Below are 24,875 nucleotides of genomic sequence, written 5' to 3' on the forward strand. Positions count from 1 at the left end.
AGCTATTTTTCATTAAGTTTGCCGTTGGGGAATGACAATAACAAATTCTGTCCCCCGATTGAGGCTAGAATAGCACTCAAGTTTACCTCGATGCTTTTCAACAACAATATGGTAACTAATGGATAGCCCTAACCCTGTACCTTTGCCAACAGTTTTAGTTGTAAAGAAGGGATCGAATAAACGGTTTTTGATAGATTCGCTGATTCCCGAACCGTTATCAGCGATAACAATTTTAACACTATCTTCTACAACTTCCGTATAAATACGAATCTTCGGGGTGTTTTTTTCATATTCCGCGTTCCTTTCAGTGTACTTTTCTTCTAGAGCATCAATGCTGTTAACCAAAATATTCATAAACACTTGATTCAGTTGTCCTGCATAGCACTCTACTAAAGGTAACTTGCCATATTCTCGGATCGCTTCAATAGGATATCTATTTGATTTACCTTTTAATCGATGTTGCAAAATTAATAATGTACTATCAATTCCTTCATGAATATCAACAGATTTAATTTCTGCTTGGTCGAGTCTAGAAAAGTTTCGCAAAGACAAAACAATTTGTCGAATGCGATCGGTACCAATCTTCATGGAAGATAGCGTTTTGGGTAAATCTTGAGTAATAAAATCCAAATCTATACCATCTACTAACTCACGAATTTTTAAATCTGAATTATAAAATTGATTTTGATAGAGTTCTAGCAATCTCAGTAAATCGTAAACATATTCTTCAATATGAACGAAGTTGCCATAAATAAAGTTCACAGGGTTGTTAATTTCATGCGCCACCCCTGCAACAAGTTGTCCCAAACTAGCCATTTTTTCGCGTTGAACGAGTTGCATTTGCGTAGCTTGTAACTCGTGAAGTGCTCGAGTTAACTGTTCTGCTATTTGTTGTAGTTTAGCCGTGCGTTCTTGAACTTGTTGTTCTAAACTGGCATTGAGTACCTCAAGTGAATGACGCATTTCATATTGCTGAATGGCAGTAGTAAAGTGAGTCGCTAGTGTTTGAGCAAGCTCAATCTCAATGGTTTTCCACTGTTGAATTTGTAGTCTATCGGATTGTCTCCATACGGCAAATGATTGGCGGGGGTAAAGTTGCCTCTCATCAGGATCGAACTGTCCAGCCCATAGAATATCAGTTTCAAATTCATTACGGAAAATGGTAAGATATCCAAATTCTTGTTGGCGATATGAAAGCGGTACTACTAAAAGACTCCGAATTTTTGTAGACTCAAATAATGGCTGTAGATTGCGGAAGCTAGAAATAAGATGAAGGTCTGAAATTGCCCAAGCTTGATAATTATTAGATTTAAAATGTTCTTGCCAGATGTGGTACTCTTCCAACATTTGGTATTTAGTGACTTTATGTGTCACGGGTTGCTCTCCACACGTATAAAGTCGGATAGCATCTCTTTTTGTTGCTAGGAACTCTGCAAAAGTTTTAGCAGAATTCTTCTCAAGCTCTAACGCTTCCGATCTAAAGCATAGCCGACCTCCAGACCCGCTAAATGCAGCAACCGTTTCTTCTAATGCTACTTGTAATTCTATAGCTAACTGGGAATGGAGTAGCATAGCAACGCGATTGATAACAGCTTCGCGTTGTGCTTTTTCTTGAGCCTCAGCAAGTAAAATAGATTGAGCGATCGCAACACAAAGCTGATCTGTAACTAACTGAACAACCGTGAGTTCGTATTCTGAAAATATATGTGTTTCAGCATGGTGAGATACCAGGAGTCCCCAAAGTTGGTCGTGATGCAGAATGGGTAAAACTAAAGAAGTTTTGACTCCCATTGCTGTTAAATATTCCGCATGACAAGGATCGACCGGACGAAAACGCAAGTCTTCATACACAAACTCTCCAGTTTCTGGATCTCTCAAGATACTTTGACCGAGTTGGCAAGAATCAACATTCACTACCACTCGCACTTGAGCTTTAATAAACAGTTCGCGTGCTGATGGAGGAATATCATCTACAGGAAAATTTAATCCATAAAGAGATGGTAACTTTTGCTCGCGTATATATTCTGCTATAACCTGTCCGCTACCATCCGGATGAAATTTATAAATCTTTATTCTATGAGTCTTTAAAAAAGAACTGAGTTCTGCTACCGTAATGCTGAGGATTTCTTGCAAGTTTAGCGATCGCCGAATTCGATAAGTAATGCGGCGCAGCAAACTTTCTCTATCTACAATGAAAGAGTTGTCTTGTACAGATGGAAGAGTCATAGTTTACTGCTAATTAAATCTAGAGGGTGTCGCTATTAGCAGTATTCCCACAATACGAGGGGAAACAACATTTTTTGGAAAATAGGGCAATGGGCACTGCCCACCCTAGTAGGTGGAAATAAACCAAACTACAAGGTACAAAAATTACCCCCCTCTGTCCCCCCTTTCCAAGGCTACGGTGTACACACAAGTTATATTTACCCCCCTTATAAAGGGGGGAAACGCGAAATCTAGTTCCCTCCCCTTTCACGCATGGAGGGTGCAAGATATCAGTGAACTAATACCAATTCTCTATATTAAAGCAACAGATTCAGATCCCCCCTAGCCCACGCCAGTCGCTAACGGAGGGAGACCCTCCTGCAGCGCTGGCTCCCCTTAAAAAGGGGGGAAAGTAACTAAAGTCCCCCTTTTTAAGGGGAGCCACTGCGGTGGACGGGTTCCCTGGCATAAAGCAAGTGGTGAGTCCACCCTTGTAGAAAGGTCTCCTTTCGTAGAGGAGTGGCGTTCGCGTTCGCGGAGCGTGCGCTTTGCGCTTAACGTGTGCCTTGGACATACCCGTAAGGGCGTGGATTTAGGGGAGCGTGTGTAGCAATCATTTGGAGAATTGGTATAACATGAAGTCCTTGTCTTGCGGACTTCGTTTGTATAGCTCCAGAATTCTATTCTGAGGGTAATTTTGACAAAACGAGAGTTCCCTGTAAATCTGCCTGAAATCCTTACCAATGACGCTCTTACTTGGGAATTGATGTTAGAGAGCCAGGAATTTTGGGAATCATAAGTAACGTAGCGTACTTATAAATACATATTTTAACCATGCTGGTATCTCCTCAACTCCCAGGATACAACTTTACTGAAACTATCCACTCCGGAGTCAACACAATTATTTATCGATATCAATCGCAGCTAGGCTCTCAACCTATTATTCTTAAGTTACTGAAAGCAGTCTACCCTACTTTAGAAGCGATCGCTCGGTTTAAATACGAGTATCAGATTCAAAAGAACTTAGAGCACTCAAATATTGTTAAGGCAATTAGGCTAGAAACCTTTAACAACCAATTGGGGCTTGTACTTGAAGATTTTAACGGTTTTTCCTTGGCACAACGACTAAAAACTGAAAAACTGAGTCTAGTTAGCTGTTTAAGTATTGCCATTCAGATTGTCCAAGCTCTAAATTACCTACACAAAAACCAAATTATTCATAAAGATATCAAACCTAGCAATATCATTATTAACCCAGACACTGGAGTGGTAAAACTCATAGATTTTGGGGTTGCGTCACAACTCAATCAAGAAAATCCTCAATTCAAAAATCCTAACTCACAAGAAGGGACTCTTGTTTATATGTCTCCCGAACAGACTGGGAGAATGAATCGTAGCCTCGACTATCGCAGTGATTTTTACTCTCTTGGGGTGACTTTATATGAAATGCTTGCTGGGAAATTACCATTTTTAAGTCACGATCCTTTAGAGGTGGTTTACAGTCACATTGCGACTCAACCCACATCGCTACAGTTACTCAATCCAGAAATTCCCTCAGCCGTCTCAGAGATCGTTATGAAGCTGATGGCTAAAAATGCTGAGGACAGATATCAAAGTGATGAAGGGCTTTTAGCAGATTTAGAAATTTGTCACCAACAGCTTGCAACTAACGATCGAGTCACTGATTTTACTCCAGGACGTTTAGATATTTTGAGTCAGTTGTTAATTCCACAAAAGTTATATGGTCGAGAAACTCAGGTACAAGAATTATTAGCAGCTTTTCAACGGGTGACACAAGGAAATAGCGAACTGATGTTAGTATCTGGTTATTCGGGTATTGGGAAATCAGCCGTTGTTAATGAAATTAGTAAACCTATTACCAGACAGAAAGGTTACTTCATTAGTGGGAAATTTGACCAATTTCAACGTAATATTCCCTATGCTTCCCTAGTCCAAGCTTTTAGTTCATTGATGCGTCAGTTACTAACGGAAAATACGGAGCAAATAGAACAATGGCGGACAAGAATATTAGCAGTTTTAGGTAAAAACGGGCTAGTTATTATTGATGTAATTCCCGAATTAGAACTAATTATTGGTAAACAGCCAGAAGTACCGCAATTAGGAGCAACAGAATCACAAAATAGATTTAACCGCTCATTTCAAGAATTTATCGGAGTTTTTACTCGAATAGAAACTCCATTAGCGATATTTTTAGACGATTTGCAATGGGCTGACTTAGCTACATTAAAGCTAATGCAATTGTTGATGAGCGATCGCGATCGCAAGTACTTACTATTTATTGGCGCATACCGCGATCGAGAGGTAAATCCTACCGATCCCCTCATGCAAATATTAGAGGAAATGAAGAAATCTGGTACAGTTGTAAATAACATTGTGCTACAACCATTGGCATTGGAGCACGTAACACAGTTAGTTGCTGAAACCTTAAATGAGAAAGAGCAAAGTTACTCTCTTGCCAATCTACTCTATAACAAAACAGCTGGTAACCCGTTTTTTATCACACAATTACTCCAAGCACTCTATCAAGAGAAACTCTTGACATTCAACTTTAAGAGTACGCATTGGCAGTGGAGTATAGAACAGATTCAGGCAATTGGTATTACTGAGAAAAGCATAGTAGAACTGATTGCTAGCCGTATTGAAAAGCTACCAGAAATAACACAGAATGTCTTAAAATTAGCAGCTTGTGTGGGAAACACTTTTACCTTAGATGTGCTATCTATTATTAGCGAACAATCATCACTAACAACCGCCGAGCAACTTATAAATGCGATGGTCTCAGGGTTAATTCTTCCCTTAAACGAAGCTTACCGCCTTCCCTTAGTTTTGAATGAAAAAGAAGCAATCCATTTTAAACTTGATAGTTCGCGAGTTCGATATAAATTTCTTCATGACCGAGTTCAGCAAGCTGCTTATTCTCTCATTCCTGAAGAACAGAAGAAAAAGACTCATCTCAGAATCGGTCAATTGCTCCTACAAAATACTTTATTAGAGGAAATAGAAACTAATATTTTTGATATTGTTAATCAGTTAAATATAGGTATTGATACACTCACAAAACAGAATGAATTAAATGAATTAGCAAAACTTAATTTAATTGCTGGACGTAGAGCAAACGCTGCTGCTGCTCATGAACCTGCTCTCAAATATTTAAGGCAAGGTCTAAAATTATTAACAAATGATAGTTGGCAAAATCAATATAAACTAACTCTTAATTTATATATAGAAACAATGGAAGCAGAATTTCTTAATGCTAATTTTGAGCAGGTAGAAACTCTTGCAGAAATCATTTTAAACAATGCTGTTACTCAACTCGATCTATTAAAGCTATATGAAATCAAAATTCAGATGTATATTAACAATCAGCAAGTCCATAAAGCCTTCAATACTGGATTACAAGCTTTAGAAAAGCTAGGGTACTCTCTATCAAAAATTCAAAGTTATGCTCGTCCAAATGTCACAATACCCAATCTAGATGATTTAGAATTGTTACCTAAAATGACTGCTCCAGATGAATTAGCAGTTATGCGGCTTCTTATATTAATAATCGATCCAGCTTTAAATGTAAACCCAGAGATTTGTTTCTCGATTGTTCTAGCTCAAGTTAATCTTTATAGTGAAAGAGGCTACTCAGCATTTTCTGCTTTTACTTATAGTTATTATAGTATGTTACAGTGTGGGTTTGGAGAGATAGAAAAAGGATATTATGCTGGTTTACTAGCTGTAAAATTTTTGGAACAATTTAATGTTAAATTTCTCAAATGCCAGGTTTATCTAATATTTAATTCTTTTGTTAAACCTTGGAAAGAACATATTAGAGAAAGTATAAAGCCATTAATTGAGGGATTGCAAGCTGGACTGGAAGTTGGTTGTTTAAATTTTGCTGGTTACTGTGCTGAAAATTATAATACCCTATTATTCTTAAGTGGAGAAGCACTAGAAACAGTAGAGATAAAACAATCGGTTTATACTAATTTAATGCAGAAAATTGGTAATGACTATATTGTTAGTAATATAAGTATCTGGAGACAACTCAACTTAAGTTTACAAAATTTAAGAGTTTCCCAGCATCAGCCAATCTGGTCAAGTCTTGATGAAACTATCTCCCTGCAAAAGTTGCAAGAAACTAATAATGGTTGGCCTTTGTTTAATTTCTATTTAGCAAAAGCAATTCTTCTCTATTTATTTAAGGATTCTAAAGGGGCTGTCGCTCATACATCTTTAGCTAATAATTACGCTAAAACTCTGGGTGGTTTTATACCTATCGCTATTAATAACTTTTATAACTCTCTGTCTCTTTTAGGTCATTATTTTCATGCACAACATAATGAACGGCAAAAATATTTAAGCCAAGTCGAGACCAATCAGAAAAAAATGAAAATTTGGGCAGAATATGCTCCCCTTAACTTCAAGCATAAATATGAGCTAGTGGAAGCTGAGAAAGCAAGAGTTTTGGGCAATAATTCAGTTGCAATAGATTATTACGATCGAGCTATTAAAGGAGCTAAAGACAACGATTATATTCAAGACGAAGCACTAGCCTATGAGTTAGCAGGAGAATTTTATAAATCTTTTCGTGAAGAAACAATGTTTCAAAGCTATTTAACAAAAGCATATTATGCTTACATCCATTGGGGAGCAGTTGCCAAAGTTAAAGATTTAGAGTCAACATATCCCTTCTTGTTAGCACAAACACGTGTTGATACTAAAACATCAGTAGATGATATGACAACCATCATAACTAATACGACAACTACTGATGGTTTAGATAATGCTTTGGACTTGAATACTTTTATCAAATTTTCTCAAATTATTAGTAGTGAAATTGTTTTAGAAAATTTACTGAGTCAGTCAATTAAAATTTTGATAGAGAATGCAGCAGCCCAAAAAGGAGTTTTGCTATTATTTAAAGGTAACTCGCTCCATATAGAAGCAATGGCTGAGGATAATAGGACGATTGTGTTACAATCTATTCCTTTTGAATCAAGTCACAGTTTACCTATTTTGATAGTTAATTACGTTGTAAGAACTCAAGAACCCCTTGTTTTAGAGAATACGAATCTTTCTAAAATTTTCTCTATAGATCCCTATATTCAGAGAGAAGAACCAAAATCAATCCTTTGTTTACCCATTCTTTATCAAGCAAACATACAAGGAGTCATTTACTTAGAAAATAAATTAGCGGTGGGAGTTTTTACATCTAAGAGGGTAAAAATCTTAAAAATTCTAGTTCCGCAAGTTGCGATCGCTATTGAAAATGCTCGCCTCTATGCTAGAGAACAAGAAAAATCTTTGCAGTTAGAGCAGTCTCTAAAAGAACTACAAAACACCGAGTCAAAACTCCTTCTCTATGCTAAAGATTTAGAAAAAACTCTCCATAAATTACAAAAAACTCAAACTCAACTCGTGCATACAGAAAAAATTTCCTCTTTAGGACAATTAGTTGCAGGTGTAGCACATGAAGTTAATAACCCTGTAAGTTTTATCAATGGTAATTTGTTTCATGCCAAACAGTATATTGAAGACTTGATGAATTTGTTGCATCTTTACCAAAAATATGTTCCTCAACCACCCGCAGACATTTTAGAAGAAATAGAAGCAATTAATTTAGAAGACTTGCTAGAAGATTTGCCTCAAATGATTTCCTCCATGCAAGTAGGAACTAGCCGTATCCGAGATATTATGCAATCTTTACGGAATTTTTCTCGCAACGATGGTGATGATAAGAGGGCTGTCGATATTCATGAAGGAATAGAAACAACCCTAATGATTTTGTCCCATCGTCTGAAAGCTCAGCCTGCGCGTCCTGCTATCCAAATTATCAAGAACTATGGCTCCTTACCACAAGTGGAATGCTATCCCGGACAACTCAACCAAGTGTTTATGAATATACTGGCAAATGCCATTGATGCTTTAGAGGAATCAAATCAAGATAAAACTTATGCAGAACTACAACAGAATCCCAATGTTATTACTATTTCTACCACTACACAAGACAGTTACATCACTATTAATATTGCAGATAATGGAATTGGAATGACGAATAAAGTTAGGCAACAACTGTTTAATAATTTCTTTACAACTAAGCCAGAAGGCAAAGGGACGGGATTAGGACTCTCAATTAGTTATGAGATTATTACCGAAAAACATAGTGGTACGTTAGAATGTATATCTTCTCTAGGAGAAGGTACAAAATTTGTAATTCAGATTCCACAGAAATAAGGTGGGCATTGCCCACCAATACTGACGGTAGGAATTATCAAAGAGATGGTAATTTCCCTTGAAGGAGTTCCTGTCCAGCTTTGATACAACTAGGGCATTTGCAACCGAGTTGGTCTAAGATAGGATTCGACTCTTGGGCAGTATTGGATATAACTATCTCAGAATCAGATTGACTGGGTGCAGATTGCACAATTGCTGCTTCTGCTCGATTTGCCATCAGCAGTGCAGAAGCAACAAATATGGGGGAGGCTATCAAAATGAATTTGGCTGCTTTCATAATTATGATTATGGCTATGCGATCGTTTGGATACAGCATAACCTATAATTCTTTTCCCAGTCCCCAATCGCCATTACCCCTTATCCCCAGAGGGGACCCCGAGTTCCCCAATCGCCAATTCCCAAATCAACCGCGCCCAAATCCTCGACCGCGAGAAGTTTTTGACCAAACAAGCAATTCACCGTACTTACCACCCGCAGCCAATCGCTTACCTTGCGGATGCCATCCCAAACAAGAAAACTCAGATGCTGCGCCTGTCAGAATTTCCGAGAGTTGTTTGGCGTCTTTCCAAAGACAAATCCATCCATCAGCACCAGCTGAAGCCAGTAGGAAACTATTAGGTGCAAAAGCAATTGCTTGTACGATATCAACATGATTGGTTAAAATTCTTGCTTCCCAACCTATAGAATCATCAGCTTGTTTTTCCCAAACAGCTATACCATCAACGCTAGAGCATGCCAACAGAGGTGCTCCTGACGTGCTAACATCCGACCATGCAAGTTGACGAATTTTACCAGGAAAGCCCCGCATAATCCAAGGTTCAGGGCTACTTCCAGATATTAATAGTTGAGATTCGACAACTGCGATCGTGCGATCCATATTACCAGAAGCAAGAAATTTGCCATCGGGCGACCAAGCCATAACTAAGCTAGCAGATGGAATTTCCAAGACGTATGGTTCGTTATCCCAGTTTTGACAATCCCAAACTTTAACACCGCGAGCGCCACTAGTAGCAAGATAGTTGCCATCACAGCGCCAATCGATACCTAAAACTGAAGAATTATCAAATTTGAGTGTAACCTTTATTTCGCGAGTGTCAGCATCCCACACCTGCACGTAACGTCCCAAGCTAAAAGCTAATAGATGACTGGTGGGACTCCAAGCCAATCTATCTACCCAAGCAGGCGCATTTTCTAGCGTCGCGATGAGTTCCTTATCTCGCCAAATTTTTACCTTGCCATCTTGTCCCCCAACAGCTAAAAATTCCCCATCTTTAGAAAAGGCAACACAATCGACTGATTCTCCTTGTTCGGTTTGTAAAGCTGTTAAGTTACCATCTTGCCACAACACAACTTCTCCGGCTGCTGAAGTAGCAGCAAAAACTGTACCTTGCCCAGACCATGCGATCGCTGTAACGTATTCTGCAAGTATCCCGGAATATTGTTCTTCAAAATCCTTCGATTTTAAGGAGGTGTTCATAATTTTATTAAGGGACTGGGGATAAGGGGCAATGGGAATTGGGGACTGGAGATTAGGGAGTAGGGAGTAGGTAGTAGGTAGTAGGGGTCTGAGGAATATAGGTATCAGCAATTACCGAATAATTATTCATTCAGCTATTCCCCAATCCCCATTGCCCCTTATCCCCAAAGGGGACCCCGAGTTCCCCAATCCCCAATCTATGCTTTACAAGCAAGAAAGTCCTGCTTGAGTTGGGCTTCATCAAGGTTACGCCCTATAAAGACGAGTTCGTTTTTCCGAGTTTCGCCCGGTTTCCAAAGACGATCTGGTTTGCCTTCAAACAGCATATGGACTCCTTGGAACACAAAACGGCTATCTTCACCAGCAATGTTTAAAATGCCTTTCATTCTGAAGATATCCGGTCCTTGGGTACGCAGTAACTCTCCCAACCAATTATTTAACTTATCTCCATCGAGTGCGCCTTGTTCCACTAAGGCAATAGAGTATACACTCTCGTCATGCTGGTGAGCATCTTCACCTAAAAAATTTGGGTCAATTTCTAATGCGCGATCGAGATCGAAAGCTTGGACTCCTAACAAGACATCCATAGATACTTCAGAATTGTGAGTTCGGTAGATTTTTGCCATGGCATTCATTCCCCGAATCCGCTTTTCTAGTTCCTCAAGCTGTTCTGGTGATACCAAATCGACTTTATTTAATAGAATCACGTCAGCAAAGGCAATTTGTTCTTGTGCTTCATCAGCATCCCAATGTTGCCAAATGTGCTTGGTATCTACCACCGTTACTACAGCATCTAAATTGAGCTTATCCCGCATATCCTCATCGACAAAGAATGTCTGAATAACTGGTGCGGGATCGGCAAGCCCGGTAGTTTCAATAACTAAGTGGTCAAATCGATCGCGGCGTTTCATCAAGTTACCGATGATGCGAATCAAATCGCCACGCACCGTACAACAGATACAACCGTTGTTCATTTCAAAAATTTCTTCATCTGCATCGATAACCAATTGATTATCAATACCAACTTCTCCAAATTCGTTAACGATCACGGCGACCTTCTTACCATGTTCGTAAGTTAAGATGCGATTGAGAAGTGTTGTTTTACCTGCTCCTAAATAGCCAGTCAGAACTGTAACGGGAACTGAATCTGTTAATGCGTCAGCTACCATGCCTTAAGCGCCTCTTACTATACGATTAAGATAATCATTTTTAATTATTTTAATCTTTTTTTCCTCTATAGTTTACCTAGAGCCGACAAGATTTCCGAACAGAATTATTCTATTGACCTCCAAAATACTGAAATTTTTCCAATTTATTAGATTTACAAATCTTAATATAAGCATTTCGATTCAGAGGTTTGTGAATTTACCCCACCCTAACCCTCCCCTTAGTAAGGGGAGGGAACTTGATTTTCAGTTTTACCCCTTGTTTAAGGCTACGGTGTACACAGATATTTATAGAGCCCCCTAAATCCCCCTTAAAAAGGGGGGTTAGGGGGGATCGAAACTGCAAGAAGGCACTTCAGGAGATTTGTGCGTACACCTCATTAGCTGTAAATATTTCTATCCTATCGCGATAACGAAATTCAATCTATGATAATGGTTATTTTGTTCGTGAATATAAGTTGGTGGAGAAACATAGTGGTAGCAACCGATAGAACAGGCTTAACAAGGCAAGAAAATCAAAAAAAGAAAGCATTTGTGTTGACTGCAGTGAGTTGTCTAATAACTGCACCCATAATCCTATCTACTGCTTTTACACCTGCTCAAGCGCATGATGCTTCCGGGCATAGTGATGAAACTGAGTATTTTATAGGGCTAGATTCATTACAAGTTCTCAATAGAGGAACGTATACTGGTTCAGACAACCCCAACTATGGTCGTTTAACCTTCCTATTTGCACACCGGGAAGAAGACCCAACAACAAACCATTTTCACGGAATTGGAGTCTACAGCTATTCAGGTGATGCAAACAATCCAACCATTACTCCAACAAGTATAAGTAATAGAATTCCAGAACTTTACACGCAACAGCCTCCCTTATCGTTACTACCAGGGACGGGAAATTTTGCTAGTCGTTTGATTAGCACTGCCACAGATGAAGAATACAGCTATCTCACAATACAGCCCATATCGACTCTGAAAGAGTCTACAGAATCAGAAGACCAGTACTTATGGAATAGCAGTGATGGTCGTTGGCAAGCCTCTTTAGAAGGAGGAACAATCGGTTTACAACTGGTATCAATCAGCGAAGGCTTAAATGTTGCTAATGACTCAGGAGCAAATATTTTTAACTCAGTTGGGGATGTATACGCCATTGGTAGTGGCAATGGTTTTTCTTTCACTCCTACTTTCTGGACTAGTGCAACCGCACCATTAGGAACTTACTCTGCCACATTTAGACTTGTTGATTTAGGCAGTACGAATAATCGCACATCTTTTAAGGAGTCGGGTACTTTTAGTTTCGATTTTAAAGTCGAGAAAATACCTGAGCCATCAGCAAGCCTTGGATTAAGTGTATTTGGGTTACTAACATTTTCTCTATCTTACCAAAGAAGAAAAGTAAGCAGTAAACAGTGACCAGTGACCAGTAATCAGTTAAGCTCGTCACATTTTATATAGAAAAATGCGGTTGGGAACTGAGGATTGAGAAATTAATACTACTCCCTTTCTGCTCTAAAATTACCGGTATTTGTAGGGTGGGCTATGCCACATAACATCTAATGGTGGGCAGTGCCCACCCTACGTGTCTGTGTAATCATAAGAGTGGGAAGGAGTGGGAAGGGAGCAGTTGCCGATCGCTTCTTCAATTATTTAAAGCATTAACATAATTTAATATTATTTAGAATAATTAAACTATATTTGAGAACCACGACTTCTTAAAGAAGTTGGGGTTATAACGCAAACAAGTACCAAAATAATTAAAGTCAATCTTCAGGAAGATAAATTACAAAGAAATATTTTTTAGCTTATAGATAGGAAGTAAAACTGAGATTTGATTTTCGGGAGATAATTGGCAAACACGTTGAAACTAAAACTATAAGAATCATTAATAATTGATGAACAATTTTAAGTAGGGTGGGTATTGCCTACCATAAGTATCATTTGGTGGGCAATGCCCACTCTACTTGTATTTCAAAAATCAAATATGATTCTTATAGAGAGATTACGGTTTCAATTCAAGAGAAAATACTTCATCTATGTAAGAACCGATGACAACAGTATCTAATTGAACTAAATTGAGGATAATACCTATGTTTTCAAGTGCATTCATTGCATTGAAATTGTGCTGTGTACAAGGATTGGCACAAATTCCAGTAGTTAACGAAGTGTTAACGCCAGAAGAAGTATCAGTTGCTTTTTCTAGTCCTAAATTTTTAGTAGCATTGCTTGCAGGCGTATTCATGGCATTTGCTTTCCAACTCCTATTAACTAACTTTTCAGTAGCTGTGGGAATTTCATCTTCGGGAACTGATTCTTATAATGATGAGTCAGAAAGTTCAGGTAGTACAATTCGCAAAGTTGAAACAGCTGTTGGTCTTTGGGCGATCGCAACTGCAACAATTGCATTATTTAGCGCCTGTTTTTTAGCAGTGAAACTCAGCTTAATTGAAAGTGCGTTTTTAGGAGCGATTATTGGTGTAGTCATCTGGTCTGCTTACTTCTCACTCATCATGTGGCTTGGTTCAAAAGCAGTAGGTTCCTTAATTGGATCTGTTATTAGCACTGTAACATCTGGTTTGCAAGGAATCATGGGTACAGCCACTGCTGCTTTAGGTGCGAATGCTGCTAAAAATCAGATAGTTTCTACTGCAGAAGAAATTAGTGCAGTTGTTCGTCGCGAACTCGTATCGGGACTTGACCCCGATCCTATTAGAAATACATTGCAAAATTCTTTAACTTCCATACAATCGCCAAAGCTAGATGTTAAAGAAATTCGCTCGCAATTTGACAAACTACTGAAAGATACGGATTTGCGATCGATTGCTGATAGCGACCTCCTAAAAAATATTAATCGTCAAACATTTGTCGATTTAATTAGCAGTCGCACAGACTTTTCCAAAGAAGATGTTAATCGTATTGCTGAACAACTACAGAATGCTTGGAACCAAATTCTGGATCGCCAAAATCCTACAGAACAAGTCATCCGTTTAATCCAACAAGCAACACCAGAAGATTTGCAATCCGACCGTTTGGGAGAGAAAGTTCAGCAATTAGCGACAGTTGGTGGTGGAAATAGCAAGCAAAGCAATGGTATAGTCAAACAAGCTCTAGAAATTGGCTTAGGTGTCACTTTACCTACTGTGTTAAAACAAGTAGACTTGTCTCAACTAGATGTAGAACGAGTTAGCCAACAGCTACAACAGATAAGAGAAAAAGTTCAAGATGTAGATGTAGAGAAAATAACACAACAGTTGCAACAAATTAAAGACCAAGCAACTCACCAAGCTGAAAAGTTTGGCGGTGCTGTAGCCGAAAGATTACCCGTATCTGTAAATAATACAATTAAAGCAGATGTAGAAGAATACATACTGAATTCCTTTCCCTGGCATTTCAACCGCATTACTATCCAAGATGAATTCAAAGAAGTTATCTACGATCGCGATGCAAATCCCTCAAGTGTAAGACAGCAATTGGAAGACCTCAACGAAGAGTATCTCACCAATTTATTGCAACAAAGGAGCGATCTGAGCGAAGCAAGGATTAAGGAAATTAGTGAATTACTTCAAAGCACTAAAAACGAAGTTTTAGAAACTGTCAAGCAGGCGGAAGCACGAGAACAAAAGCAAAATCTCCGCACCCGTTTAGAAGACTACTTGCGATCGACTAACAAAGAAGAACTCAACCCAGAAGGAATTGAGCAAAACTTGACAAAGCTACTAGAAGATCCAGAAGGTGGTTTTGAAGATTTGAGAGAGCAATTTTCACAAATTGATCGCGACACATTGGTGGGGCTATTAGCAGCACGTTCCGATCTCAACGAAGAAGAAGCCAATAATATTGTCAGTCAATTTGAACAGACTCGCGATAATCTTTTAAATCGTGCTAGGGAACTACAAGAACAAGCCAGGGCTAAAGCTGACGAACTGAGGCAAAGAGTAGAAGACTATTTGCGGAATACTAACAAAGAAGAACTCAATCCTGAAGGCATTAAACGCGACTTGAAAACATTGCTAGAAGATCCGGAAGCAGGTATCTCTGCTTTCAGGGCCCGATTATCACAATTTGACCGAGATACTTTAGTGAAATTATTGAGTCAACGTCAAGATTTGAGTGAAGAACAAATTAATCGCACTGTTGACTCAATACAACAAGCCATTGAGAACATTGTTAAAGCGCCTAGACGCTTTACAAACCGCACAACACAGAGGATCGTGGAGTTTGAAGCAAATTTAGAAAACTATTTGCGTAACACTAATAAAGAAGAACTGAATCCGGAAGCCATTAAACGAGATTTACAATTGTTGCTGTCTTCTCCTCGTGCGGGCGTTTCTTCTTTAGGAGAGCGAGTTTCTAAATTCGATCGCTCTACACTTGTCAGTTTACTGTCCCAACGGGAGGATATCTCCCCTGAAGAAGCTAACAGAATCGTCGATCGTATAGAATCCGTTCGGGACTCGATTGTTGAACAGTACCAGCAAGTCCAGAAAAGAGTGCAATCAATTATTGATACAGTTTTTGAGAGAGTGCGTAACTATCTCAACTCGCTAGACCGCCCCGAACTTAACTACGAGAGCATACAACAAGACTTCGCCAAATTGTTCGACTCTCCACAAGCAGGCTTCGAGGCTTTGCGAGATCGCCTGTCACAATTCGATCGCGATACTTTAGTTGCTCTCATTGGTTCTCGCGAAGATATTTCAGAAGAGCAAGCCAATCAGATTGTCAACCGTATAGAAGCCGCACGGGATAGCGTACTAAAACAAGCCGAACGCATCCAACAGGAAACTCAAAAACGGCTAGATGCAATCAAAGAGCAAACTAAAAAGCAAGCAGTAGAAACCAAAAAAGTTGTTGCAGGTGCAGCTTGGTGGTTATTTAACACAGCTAGTATCTCTCTAGCGGCTTCAGCACTGGCTGGGGCTTTAGCTGTATCGGGATTTAACCTATTTGGTTGAAAGTTTAACCAAATGTCCAAGAAATAAATTATTATCTATCTTGTGGTACGGGCTTCTAGCCCGTTCTTTATTAGTGACGGGCTAGAAGCCCGTACCACAAGAGAAAATTGGCTATTTTTTTATTTTGAAGTCCCTTAGTGAAAATCAATTACGGGTTGAAGAAGCAAGGTAATGGCTCCCACAACTACAAAGGATAACGTTACCCAAAATAGAACAAGATTAAGTTTCACGATATTCTTCTCCTTACCAACTAAGGTGTATGCACAAGTCACAAAACAACTTATAAGTTAACTAGAGACGATCTCGTCTCGTACTTCCCAACGAACAAGCCTAGGTAATTGCGACAGATCGAGAGCGTAGTTTCCAGTCCATAAGACAATCTCTATCAATAGCAAATTCCGAATCCACTCCAACTCACTCACAGAGTTTAGAAGCATTAAGCCCTGATACAACTGCCAGACGCGGTAAGGCAAGTACAAGTAGGGTATCATTACAAATACAAATGAATGAAACCATCGAAGTGACAAGCTTTCAGAGAGGATTTGCAATACCAGCATGACAAAGTAAGATACCAGCACGATCGCCGCATTAAAATAACCTTGCCAAATAACCCATACAAGTCCCACTAGTGGCAGGATTATTCCTCCAATCTGCATTGTCAAAAACCAAATTCTAAACCAACCGGGCAATGGTTTTGGCAAATCGTATGGTTTTGCATTTCTCCACGCCCAACCTATCAATATAAAAAATGACGTAGCGAGCGCGAAGAACAGAGAGTTTTCTAGAACAATATTGAAAATAGCAACGTCACTTTTTAAAACAGTCACTAATTTATTTTAATTCCTATCTATAACTTCTTTTTTGTCATCTTTAATATTTTCCACAGTATGCTCAACAGCAGCTTCCCTCTGTTTTGCCTGACCCTCTGCTTTGTCTTTAGGATTGCCAGTCACCTCACCAACAGCTTCTTGAATTTTACCTTCAATATTTTTAGCAGTTGCTTCCACTCTATTTTCAGTACTCATTACTTAACTCCTTGTCAAAACTATTCACTTGCAACTTTTTGGAAGTTACAAAAGACTAAAGATAGCATTTCTCAATATTTAGCTTATCAATCCAGTCGAGTAATCAGCCTCTGCCGTAAGCCTGATTACTCCCTTTGGGCTCTAAAATTACCGAACTTTGTAGGGTGGGCAGTGCCCACCCTACCTGTAATGGTAGTCTTCTGGCGGGAAGGAAGTAATATATCAATACCTTTTCCAATAAAGTGGTAATCTGTTCTAATCTACTGAAGTACAAGTTTATCATCAGCGTCCATCAGCGTTCATCAGCGGTTAATTCTTTTTTTCTAAACCTTAAGAAAGTGGAAATTGCCTATTATATTTTACCTATGATTGAGTTCTTTATTGAACGAATTCAGTATACTAAGCATATACCTAATGTTGCGGAACAGAGCTATTTAGCATCAGGGATAGATGCTAACTATAGTGGCAGCATGGATCAGTCAATGAGGTTCAAATCATGAAAGATACTACACGGCAATTAGCAGAACCCATCGCTCGCAAACAAACAGATACAGACTTTGCCAATGCTGAAGCGATACACCAACCCCAGATCGTAGTAGGAACATCTGAAGGTTTGCTATTTATCGATTCCGAACAGCATATTGAACTCGAAGGTAATTCCATCACAGATCTTGCCTTGAGCCAGGATGGGTTGTGGGCGATCGCCAACCGCAACTCAGTGTGGCATCGCAATTCTACCAATCGGTGGCATCAAGTTGCCTCAGTCAACGATTCACAACTAAACTGTATCCTACCAATTGAAGGTGAGGTTCTAGTCGGAACATCTGGAGCTTGTCTCATCCGCATTGCAGATGGAAATATGCATCGCATTAATTGCTTTCAAACCGTTGAGGGACGGGAAGAGTGGTATACGCCGTGGGGCGGTCCTCCTGATGTGCGATCGATGGCAGTGAGTCAATCCGGAGAAATCTATGTAAACATACACGTTGGTGGTATTTTGCGCTCTAGCAATCGAGGAGAGTCTTGGCAACCTACCATTGATGTTCATGCAGATGTTCACCAAGTCCGAACCCTTCTAGATCGTCCCGAACTCCTATTAGCAGCCACAGCAGAGGGATTAGCAATGAGTCGAGATAGAGGAAATTCATGGAGCTTCGATCGCGCAAATCTCCATGCTGCTTATTCGCGAGCCATAGCAGTGTGCAAAGATACAATTTTGATGACTGCTTCTACAGGTCCCCGTACTAACAAAGCAGCTATTTACCGCCGTCCGCTCGAAGAGTCAGGAAAATTTGAGAAATGCGATCGCGGGTTACCAGAGTGGTTTTCAAGTAATATTGACACGGGAACTGTTGCTACTCTAGGAAATTGCGCTGCATTTGGAACGAGTGATGGTCAGATTTTCCTCTCAAACGATGCAGGCTTGACATGGAAACAGATTGCCACAGGTTTGGCTTCAATACATTGTGTTTCTCTCGCTTAAACAGACCTGCTATTTCTTCTGAACATAAATTGTAGTATCAATGTAATCATTGTTGGTGCGGGACCGACTGGTTTATTTTTAGCACATAGATTGCTAGCGCGAAATCCAAGCTATCAGGTCAAAGTATGTAAATCTAACCAAAATCCTACTGCTTCAGAGTACTGTGACAGTAAAGAATTTGGCTTGGGATTGGGCGCAAGAGTCCAAAATTGGTTGAAAAGCATTGATGGTCTGAGAGAACAGTTAGTCTCTGAAGGCATAGACTTTCCTAATGCACGTGTGTAAAGTACTACAATTACCCGTACAGCCAGAACTACAACAACATCCGCCTCGCATCATTCGACTTCAAAAGCAATTACCTACTATTTAACGCCACCCAGTAACATGACCAGAGCCAGAATTCTCGATCCATCCGAGAGCTATACTTTCAGCAAATATGCCGAATTAGCCTACGATAGCGCTGATATTCTAGCTGAATTTGGCGTTCACTTGAGTCATAATAATCTCCAACTTCCACAACAGTTACCAATAGATCCAGAACCATTAAGAATAGAACTGCAAGAAAATCTGACCTTAGTAGACCCTACTTCAGAAATAGCTCGACGCGAGGCATTAATCTTTCCAATTCTCAAAACAGTTTGTAAGTTTATTCAAGCACCACTTAAAATTGAGTACCCCATCAGGGTAAGCAATTGGCTTAAAGGCAGTTTTGATTATTTCATTCCTACTCCGCAAAATTTATTAGTCATCGAAGCTAAAAATGCTGATTTAGCAAGAGGTTTTACTCAGCTAGCAGTGGAATTGATTGCTCTGGATCAATGGACTGACTCAACAGTTCCAATGCTCTATGGTACAGTAACAACAGGAGATACTTGGAAGTTTGGAATTTTTCAACGCCAAGAAAAAATAGTTTATAAAGATATAAATACATATGCTATTCCTAGCGATCTTAAGCAAGTACTTTCTGCGCTCTTTGGTATTACTTTAACAACCAACAACTAACAACTAACTATTAGGCGTTACGCAAAAAATCTTCAATTGCTTCTACAATTGCGGACGGGTATTCCTCATGCATTCCCAAAGAACCAGGTAAAACAATCGATCGCACTCCCGGTAACTCAGCCAAAGCATCCATGGAAGCACGAGATTTGGACGGGCTAGATTCTCCAATGATAACCATTAAGGGAACCGATAGATTCTTCACTAGCGTTAAAAAATCATTTTGGTTATTAATGGCGTCGAGATTACCAGTTACAAAAGCAGCAGGTGCAAACCTCGCGCCTGGTTGTTGAGTATTGTTCCATTTGTACTGAATGAAGCTTGGTGTAAGTTTTGCTTCATCTACATACACATGACGGCGGTACATCAAACTTAAGAAAGATGGAACAGTGTTAAGCTTGTAAAGAAGCTGTCCGATGATAGGCGATCGCACCATTCCTCGAAAAAATCCGGCTACTTGGTTGTTGACACCCATAGTACGTAAAGGACCGCGCCAAGTTGGAGCTACCAAGACAATCCGTGAAAATGCTGTTGAGATTTTATTGGCAACTTGCAGAACATAAGCTGCACTGTGACCTGCTGCAATAACAGTCACTGGTTTATCGAATACAGAAGTGACAAAATCGTATAAAAATTGTTGATATAAAGCGGGTTGGTAATCTACTGGAATCCGTGAAGATTGACCGAAACCGGGCCAATCTACCGCAATCACTTGAAAGTAGGGAGATAGTAGCTTGCCAATTTCGCCCATTTCCGACCGCATAGAAACGGTGCTAAAAGCAGGAAGTAGTAGCAGTGGAGAACCCGTACCTAAACATTCATAAACAACACGAATTGTTTGATTTTCCCACTTCCAAGTAAATTCTTGAACAACTCCACCAATTTCACTTTTGGTAGCTGATAATACATTATTTGGCATAACTTTACCTTTGTTAATTGCCAATAGCTAATTGCTAATTGTTTTTCCGTTAGCCATCAGCCATTAACCATTTTCTAACATTCCAATGCTTTTTTCTGCATTGTTTTAAAAATATTGTAAAACCCGTTAGCACGAGAAGGTGTCAGACTAACATTTAAACCTGTTTCTTGAATAAAATCTGGAGTCAGTTGCCCAATTTCACTAGGAGTGAGACCGTTTAAACCTTCAATTAACAGCCCTACCAATCCCTTGGTTAATTGAGAATCGGAATCACCTTGGAATATAACTTTCCCGTCTTCTAGTTTAGCTGTGACATACACTTGAGAAACGCACCCAGGAACTTTGTTTTCCAAAACTTTATCAGATTCTGGCAGTTCACTCAGTTTCTGACCATACCAAATGAGCTGTTCGTAACGCCGCTTTTGGTCAGAAGACCTTTGAAAGCGCTGCACAATCTTAGCAAGATTGGGCGGTAAGGAATCGAGAGTCGAGGACATAGTACGGGACAGGACTAACGAGCGATATTACATTGAGTTTAAATTATTTGAGAGACCAGTAACCAGTGACCAGTGACCAGTGACCAGTGACTGACCCTAGTTCATATTAAGCAATGACAATAAATGTAAAAAAATCATGCAAAATCAAACTTTAGATAGATTTTTTTGATAATTAATTCACGTAGGAGCTTAAATCATTCATCAATAATAGCAAGGAGAAAGCCAAGTGTTGACATCTACTTTACTGGCCACAGTTGCTACAACACCTTTAGTATGGAGTCCCACTGTTGGGTTAATCATGATTATCAGTAACATTGCGGCGATCGCTTTTGGTAAATCCAGCATTAGGTATCCCGCTAAAGATCCCCAACTACCTGCATCGAATTTCTTTGGTGGTTTTGGTATACCTGGGTTGTTAGCAACAACTGCCTTTGGTCATATCTTAGGTGCTGGTATTATCTTAGGTTTACACAATATTGGTAGGCTCTAGCTATCCGCAACATTTGTATTGGTAGGCTCTAGCTATCCGCAACATTTGTTTTCATATGTAGACAGTACTGTAGGGTGGGCACTACCCACCTACGTGTATTTTACAAATCACATAGGATCTCCATATCCGCAACATTTGTTTTAAGAAACTACTAGAACCCCGACTTCTCCAAGAAGTCGGGGTTCTAACTACTTATAGGAACTTGTAATTAAGAAACTATATGCAGTTTCTCAAACCTACACAGCCGGAGGTAACCCTCTCATTTGACGGACAGCATTGATACACGCCGGACAATCACAGCCAAACATAGCAACTGCTGTATCGCTTTCTTCTTCTGTGAAGTTAAATTCAGCAGACGGATTCTGTTGATTTTGTCCTCCTGTAGACGCCGCAAATTCCACAGAAGAACGAGTCGATGGAGCTTGAGCAACTTTGTTAACCTTCATACAGACCAACTTAGGAGTTGGTGCGTGAGGATTTTTTACACAGGAAGTTTGAGTTCCTGGAGAATTCAGTGTTTCACTTGCTCTAGCTGGTTGTGTCATCATCACCAATGATAGGACGGATGAAAATAACACGGGACTGGAAAGTAATGTAAGGGCAAATTTCTTGTTCATTTACTGAAAAATGTATGTGGCTATATGCGGTCTGGCTCTAATCTTTTCACATTAATATGACTGTTTCAGTAATTTTTGTGCAAAGTTCTCCAACCGACTATAGATAGTGCTAATAGATTGGGCATCATTTTAGCAGAGGCAAATTCCCACGTCCATAGCATAAATTCCGAAAAGTTGAAAATCATTGAAAACAGAGGAAGACACACCTGAAATGCTAAGTTTCAATATCTCTGTGTTTTTACCGAACCTGACTTTTGACTTGCTTTTTAAAACGTTCTCTTAGAGAGAGACGCATCTAATATCAGCTAAGTTCCCAGAAATTTTATCCCAATTGAGTAGAAATTATTTATAATGATTCCTATATGGCCGCTCGCAAGCTGATAAAATAGCTACTTACTGGCTCATATAATAAGTATATTGAAAACTATGTCGAATCAAGCTCCTATTCCAGTTGTCGTTATTGGCGCGGGCGGCAAAATGGGTCGTGAGGTCGTTAAAGCAGTAGCACAAGCATCCGATATGAATCTTGTTGGTGCTATTGATACGAGTCCAGAACTTCAGGGAAAAGATGCAGGAGAACTCGCTGGTTTAACAGAACCATTGGAAATTCCCATCACCAATCAACTCGAACCCATGCTGGCATTTGCAGCTCAAGACAGACAGCCAGGAGTGATGGTGGATTTTACTCATCCCAAATCAGTTTACGATAATATTCGGAGTGCGATCGCTTACGGTGTTCGTCCCGTCATTGGAACCACTGGGTTAACTCCAGAACAAATTAGCGAGTTAGCAGAATTTGCTGATAAAGCAAGTACGGGCTGTTTGATAATTCCTAATTTTTCTATTGGAATGGTGCTGCTACAACAAGCTGCAGTCGCTGCATCCCAGTATTTTGAACACGTTGAAATTATAGAACTGCATCACAATCAAAAAGCAGATGCGCCTAGCGGTACGGCAATTCAAACAGCTCAATTGCTAGCAGAAATGGGTAAAGAATTTAACCATCCTCTTGTTGAAGAAACCGAGAAATTACTGGGAGCAAGGGGAAGTCAAGCAGGGGAAGGTATCAGAATTCATAGCGTGAGGTTACCCGGTTTGATAGCTCACCAAGAAGTCATTTTTGGCGCAGCAGGTCAAATATACACTCTTAGACATGATACAAGCGATCGCGCCTGCTATATGCCGGGAGTACTACTGGCAATTCGCAAAGTCTTGCAGTTAAAGTCGTTAGTATATGGATTAGAAAAAATCTTATAATTTTAAATCTAGAATCACCCATGATAGTCCCGTTGACCCGCCAGAAATTTGAACAAATCGTTCCTCTCATCGCTACAAGTTCGCAGTACAAGTATTATTGGGGAAAATTCCCCGACTTTTTACAACGGCTACTCCTGTCTGTAGTAGCGGCTGCTGTTGTTTTACTGATAAGATTCCTTTTTGGAGTCAGTGAATTAACTCCCATACTATTTATATTAGGGTTGACAGGTGCTCTTTATTGGCTGTGGGGACCTGTATTTTGGGCAAGTATGCGGAATGCAAAATATCGCCGTTATAAATATGGTGGTTTTTTTCAGGGACGAGTTCTGGATTTCTGGATTACAGAAGAAGTACTGGGTAAACAAGAGACTGTAGACAACAAAGGCGATTTAGTTATTATAGAAAACAGAGAAAAACGAATTAACGTAGAAGTCGGCGATGAAAGCGGATTCACTGTTGAGTACAAAGCACCATTACGAGTTTCTTATAAAGTTATTGCTCGAAATCAGATGGTAGAAATGGTAGTGGCGTCGAACCAACCTGATTTAAGCAGAATCGAAGAAATTTCCGATCTTTACATTCCTAGTCGCGATGTATGGATTAGCGATTATCCCCTTATACGAAGAGACTTTTTTACCGAAGTGAGTCGCCGCTTGCGCGATAAATATTCAGATAGACCCCGCCGCCGTCGTGTCAGAGAGGAGTATTAGCTACGTTGTACGCACAAGTCTCTTAAAGGGCGTTCTCGCGGCTTCGATCCCCCCTAGCCCCCCTTAAAAAGGGGGGAAATGCTTAAAGTCCCCCTTTTTAAGGGGGATTTAGGGGGATCTGAAAAATTAGGAGATTAAACGAGTTGTTAAAAAAATATACCTTTCCCTATTTCCTTTCCCCATAAGCTTGCCATGCCAAGTCTACAAGTCCATCAACAATAGCGACTGCTATAACAGCATTTCCCTTACGGCTGTCAATTGTAATGTTAGGAACTAAAGATTCTCGCAAACGTTCTTTTGCTGCATCCACATCTAAAAATCCAGCTGGTGTGGCAATTATTAAAGCAGGTCTAATTTCTTCAGCTTCAATAAGATCGACAAGTGTTATGAGGGCGGTTTGAGATTGACCAACTACAAATATTCCCTCTGGGTATCGCTTGGCTAAAGTCTCCATTCCCAATGCAACGTGAGTTTTTTCTTTTTGAGGATGGGTGTAGGAGTCCGTACTGCAATAAACTGGATTGGCAAAGGTATTTTGAATGTCTTGAAGAATACCTACTTGCACCATTTGAACATCGACTACAATAGTCGTGCGTGCTGCTAATGCGGCAGCTGCTGCTTGCAAGGCACGTTCGGAAAAGCGAATTAAAGATTTATACTCAAAGTCTGCTGTAGCATAAACTACCCGTCGGACAATTTCGTACTCCGCTGGTGAAAATATATGCTCCCCCATTTCATTGTCAATAATTGCCAAACTTTGAGCGTCAGTTATATGCCATTCCATATCTATGCAGCAGTCAGCTTTTTGCTAACAGCTTAGCAGCTTTTATCCCTG

General features: G+C 39.8%; 19 protein-coding genes. 8 read left to right on the top strand and 11 right to left on the bottom strand.

What is annotated here, in order from left to right; genetic code table 11:
• Positions 1-12: 12 nt before the first annotated feature.
• Complete coding sequence (locus ACKTT2_RS41940; RefSeq protein WP_407897718.1) at positions 13-2,226, bottom strand: GAF domain-containing sensor histidine kinase; 2,214 nt, start codon at positions 2,224-2,226, stop codon at positions 13-15.
• Positions 2,227-3,039: 813 nt separating this feature from the next.
• Here ACKTT2_RS41940 and ACKTT2_RS41945 point away from each other — a divergent pair.
• A complete protein-coding gene (locus ACKTT2_RS41945; protein WP_407897720.1) occupies positions 3,040-8,448 on the top strand; it encodes a trifunctional serine/threonine-protein kinase/ATP-binding protein/sensor histidine kinase in 5,409 nt (1,802 codons plus the stop codon).
• A gap of 37 nt (positions 8,449-8,485) precedes the next feature.
• Here the strand turns inward: ACKTT2_RS41945 and ACKTT2_RS41950 are convergent, their stop codons facing one another.
• The 3 genes from ACKTT2_RS41950 to ACKTT2_RS41960 form a co-directional block, all read right to left on the bottom strand.
• A complete protein-coding gene (locus tag ACKTT2_RS41950) occupies positions 8,486-8,764 on the bottom strand; it encodes a hypothetical protein (protein WP_407897722.1) in 279 nt (92 codons plus the stop codon).
• An 87-nt stretch (positions 8,765-8,851) separates the two neighbouring features.
• Positions 8,852-9,925, bottom strand: coding sequence for a WD40 repeat domain-containing protein (locus tag ACKTT2_RS41955; protein WP_407897724.1), 1,074 nt, complete (start codon positions 9,923-9,925; stop codon positions 8,852-8,854).
• A gap of 197 nt (positions 9,926-10,122) precedes the next feature.
• Complete coding sequence (locus ACKTT2_RS41960; protein ID WP_407897726.1) at positions 10,123-11,094, bottom strand: CobW family GTP-binding protein; 972 nt, start codon at positions 11,092-11,094, stop codon at positions 10,123-10,125.
• 471 nt (positions 11,095-11,565) lie between these two features.
• Here ACKTT2_RS41960 and ACKTT2_RS41965 point away from each other — a divergent pair, with 471 nt between their 5' ends.
• Entirely contained in the window at positions 11,566-12,504 is a 939-nt protein-coding gene (locus ACKTT2_RS41965) for an all3515 family Zur-repressed PEP-CTERM protein (protein ID WP_407897729.1), read from the top strand.
• Between the two features lie 674 nt (positions 12,505-13,178).
• A complete protein-coding gene (locus ACKTT2_RS41970; RefSeq protein WP_407897731.1) occupies positions 13,179-16,043 on the top strand; it encodes an MFS transporter in 2,865 nt (954 codons plus the stop codon).
• Between the two features lie 287 nt (positions 16,044-16,330).
• Here the strand turns inward: ACKTT2_RS41970 and ACKTT2_RS41975 are convergent, their stop codons facing one another.
• Together ACKTT2_RS41975 and ACKTT2_RS41980 are read right to left on the bottom strand one after the other, a co-directional pair.
• A complete protein-coding gene (locus tag ACKTT2_RS41975; RefSeq protein ID WP_407897733.1) occupies positions 16,331-16,870 on the bottom strand; it encodes a hypothetical protein in 540 nt (179 codons plus the stop codon).
• Positions 16,871-16,879: 9 nt separating this feature from the next.
• On the bottom strand, positions 16,880-17,068 hold the full coding sequence (locus ACKTT2_RS41980) for a CsbD family protein (protein WP_407897735.1): 189 nt from the start codon (positions 17,066-17,068) through the stop codon (positions 16,880-16,882).
• Positions 17,069-17,564: 496 nt separating this feature from the next.
• On the opposite strand from ACKTT2_RS41980, the gene ACKTT2_RS41985 reads away from it, so the two are divergent.
• A complete protein-coding gene (locus ACKTT2_RS41985) occupies positions 17,565-18,551 on the top strand; it encodes a beta propeller repeat protein (protein ID WP_407897737.1) in 987 nt (328 codons plus the stop codon).
• A gap of 113 nt (positions 18,552-18,664) precedes the next feature.
• On the opposite strand, the gene ACKTT2_RS41990 is transcribed toward ACKTT2_RS41985, so the two are convergent.
• Positions 18,665-18,811 (bottom strand): hypothetical protein, encoded by a 147-nt coding sequence (locus ACKTT2_RS41990; RefSeq protein WP_407897739.1) that lies wholly within the window; start codon positions 18,809-18,811, stop codon positions 18,665-18,667.
• Between the two features lie 124 nt (positions 18,812-18,935).
• Between ACKTT2_RS41990 and ACKTT2_RS41995 the strand changes: the two genes are divergently transcribed.
• Entirely contained in the window at positions 18,936-19,553 is a 618-nt protein-coding gene (locus ACKTT2_RS41995; RefSeq protein ID WP_407897741.1) for a hypothetical protein, read from the top strand.
• Between the two features lie 10 nt (positions 19,554-19,563).
• Here ACKTT2_RS41995 and ACKTT2_RS42000 read toward each other — a convergent pair whose 3' ends face one another.
• Entirely contained in the window at positions 19,564-20,469 is a 906-nt protein-coding gene (locus ACKTT2_RS42000; protein ID WP_407897743.1) for an alpha/beta fold hydrolase, read from the bottom strand.
• 74 nt (positions 20,470-20,543) lie between these two features.
• The gene (locus ACKTT2_RS42005) at positions 20,544-20,966 is read right to left on the bottom strand and encodes a SufE family protein (protein WP_407897745.1); all 423 of its coding nucleotides are present in this window, start codon (positions 20,964-20,966) and stop codon (positions 20,544-20,546) included.
• A 226-nt stretch (positions 20,967-21,192) separates the two neighbouring features.
• On the opposite strand from ACKTT2_RS42005, the gene psaK reads away from it, so the two are divergent.
• Positions 21,193-21,456: a photosystem I reaction center subunit PsaK gene (psaK, locus tag ACKTT2_RS42010; protein WP_407897747.1), complete on the top strand. Its 264-nt coding sequence runs from the start codon at positions 21,193-21,195 to the stop codon at positions 21,454-21,456.
• A gap of 236 nt (positions 21,457-21,692) precedes the next feature.
• Here the strand turns inward: psaK and ACKTT2_RS42015 are convergent, their stop codons facing one another.
• On the bottom strand, positions 21,693-22,073 hold the full coding sequence (locus ACKTT2_RS42015; RefSeq protein WP_407897749.1) for a hypothetical protein: 381 nt from the start codon (positions 22,071-22,073) through the stop codon (positions 21,693-21,695).
• Positions 22,074-22,499: 426 nt separating this feature from the next.
• Between ACKTT2_RS42015 and dapB the strand changes: the two genes are divergently transcribed.
• Together dapB and ACKTT2_RS42025 are read left to right on the top strand one after the other, a co-directional pair.
• Positions 22,500-23,330, top strand: a complete 831-nt coding sequence (gene dapB / locus ACKTT2_RS42020; RefSeq protein WP_407897752.1) for a 4-hydroxy-tetrahydrodipicolinate reductase — start codon at positions 22,500-22,502, stop codon at positions 23,328-23,330.
• 20 nt (positions 23,331-23,350) lie between these two features.
• On the top strand, positions 23,351-24,040 hold the full coding sequence (locus tag ACKTT2_RS42025; RefSeq protein WP_407897754.1) for a DUF8619 family protein: 690 nt from the start codon (positions 23,351-23,353) through the stop codon (positions 24,038-24,040).
• 166 nt (positions 24,041-24,206) lie between these two features.
• Here ACKTT2_RS42025 and ACKTT2_RS42030 read toward each other — a convergent pair whose 3' ends face one another.
• Positions 24,207-24,824 carry a precorrin-8X methylmutase gene (locus tag ACKTT2_RS42030; RefSeq protein ID WP_407897756.1) on the bottom strand — a complete coding sequence of 206 codons (618 nt, stop codon included), beginning with the start codon at positions 24,822-24,824 and terminating at the stop codon, positions 24,207-24,209.
• Positions 24,825-24,875: the final 51 nt, after the last annotated feature.

The organism is Scytonema hankhaensis NUACC26 (genome assembly GCF_045865695.1).
Taxonomy (GTDB): domain Bacteria; phylum Cyanobacteriota; class Cyanobacteriia; order Cyanobacteriales; family Nostocaceae; genus Scytonema.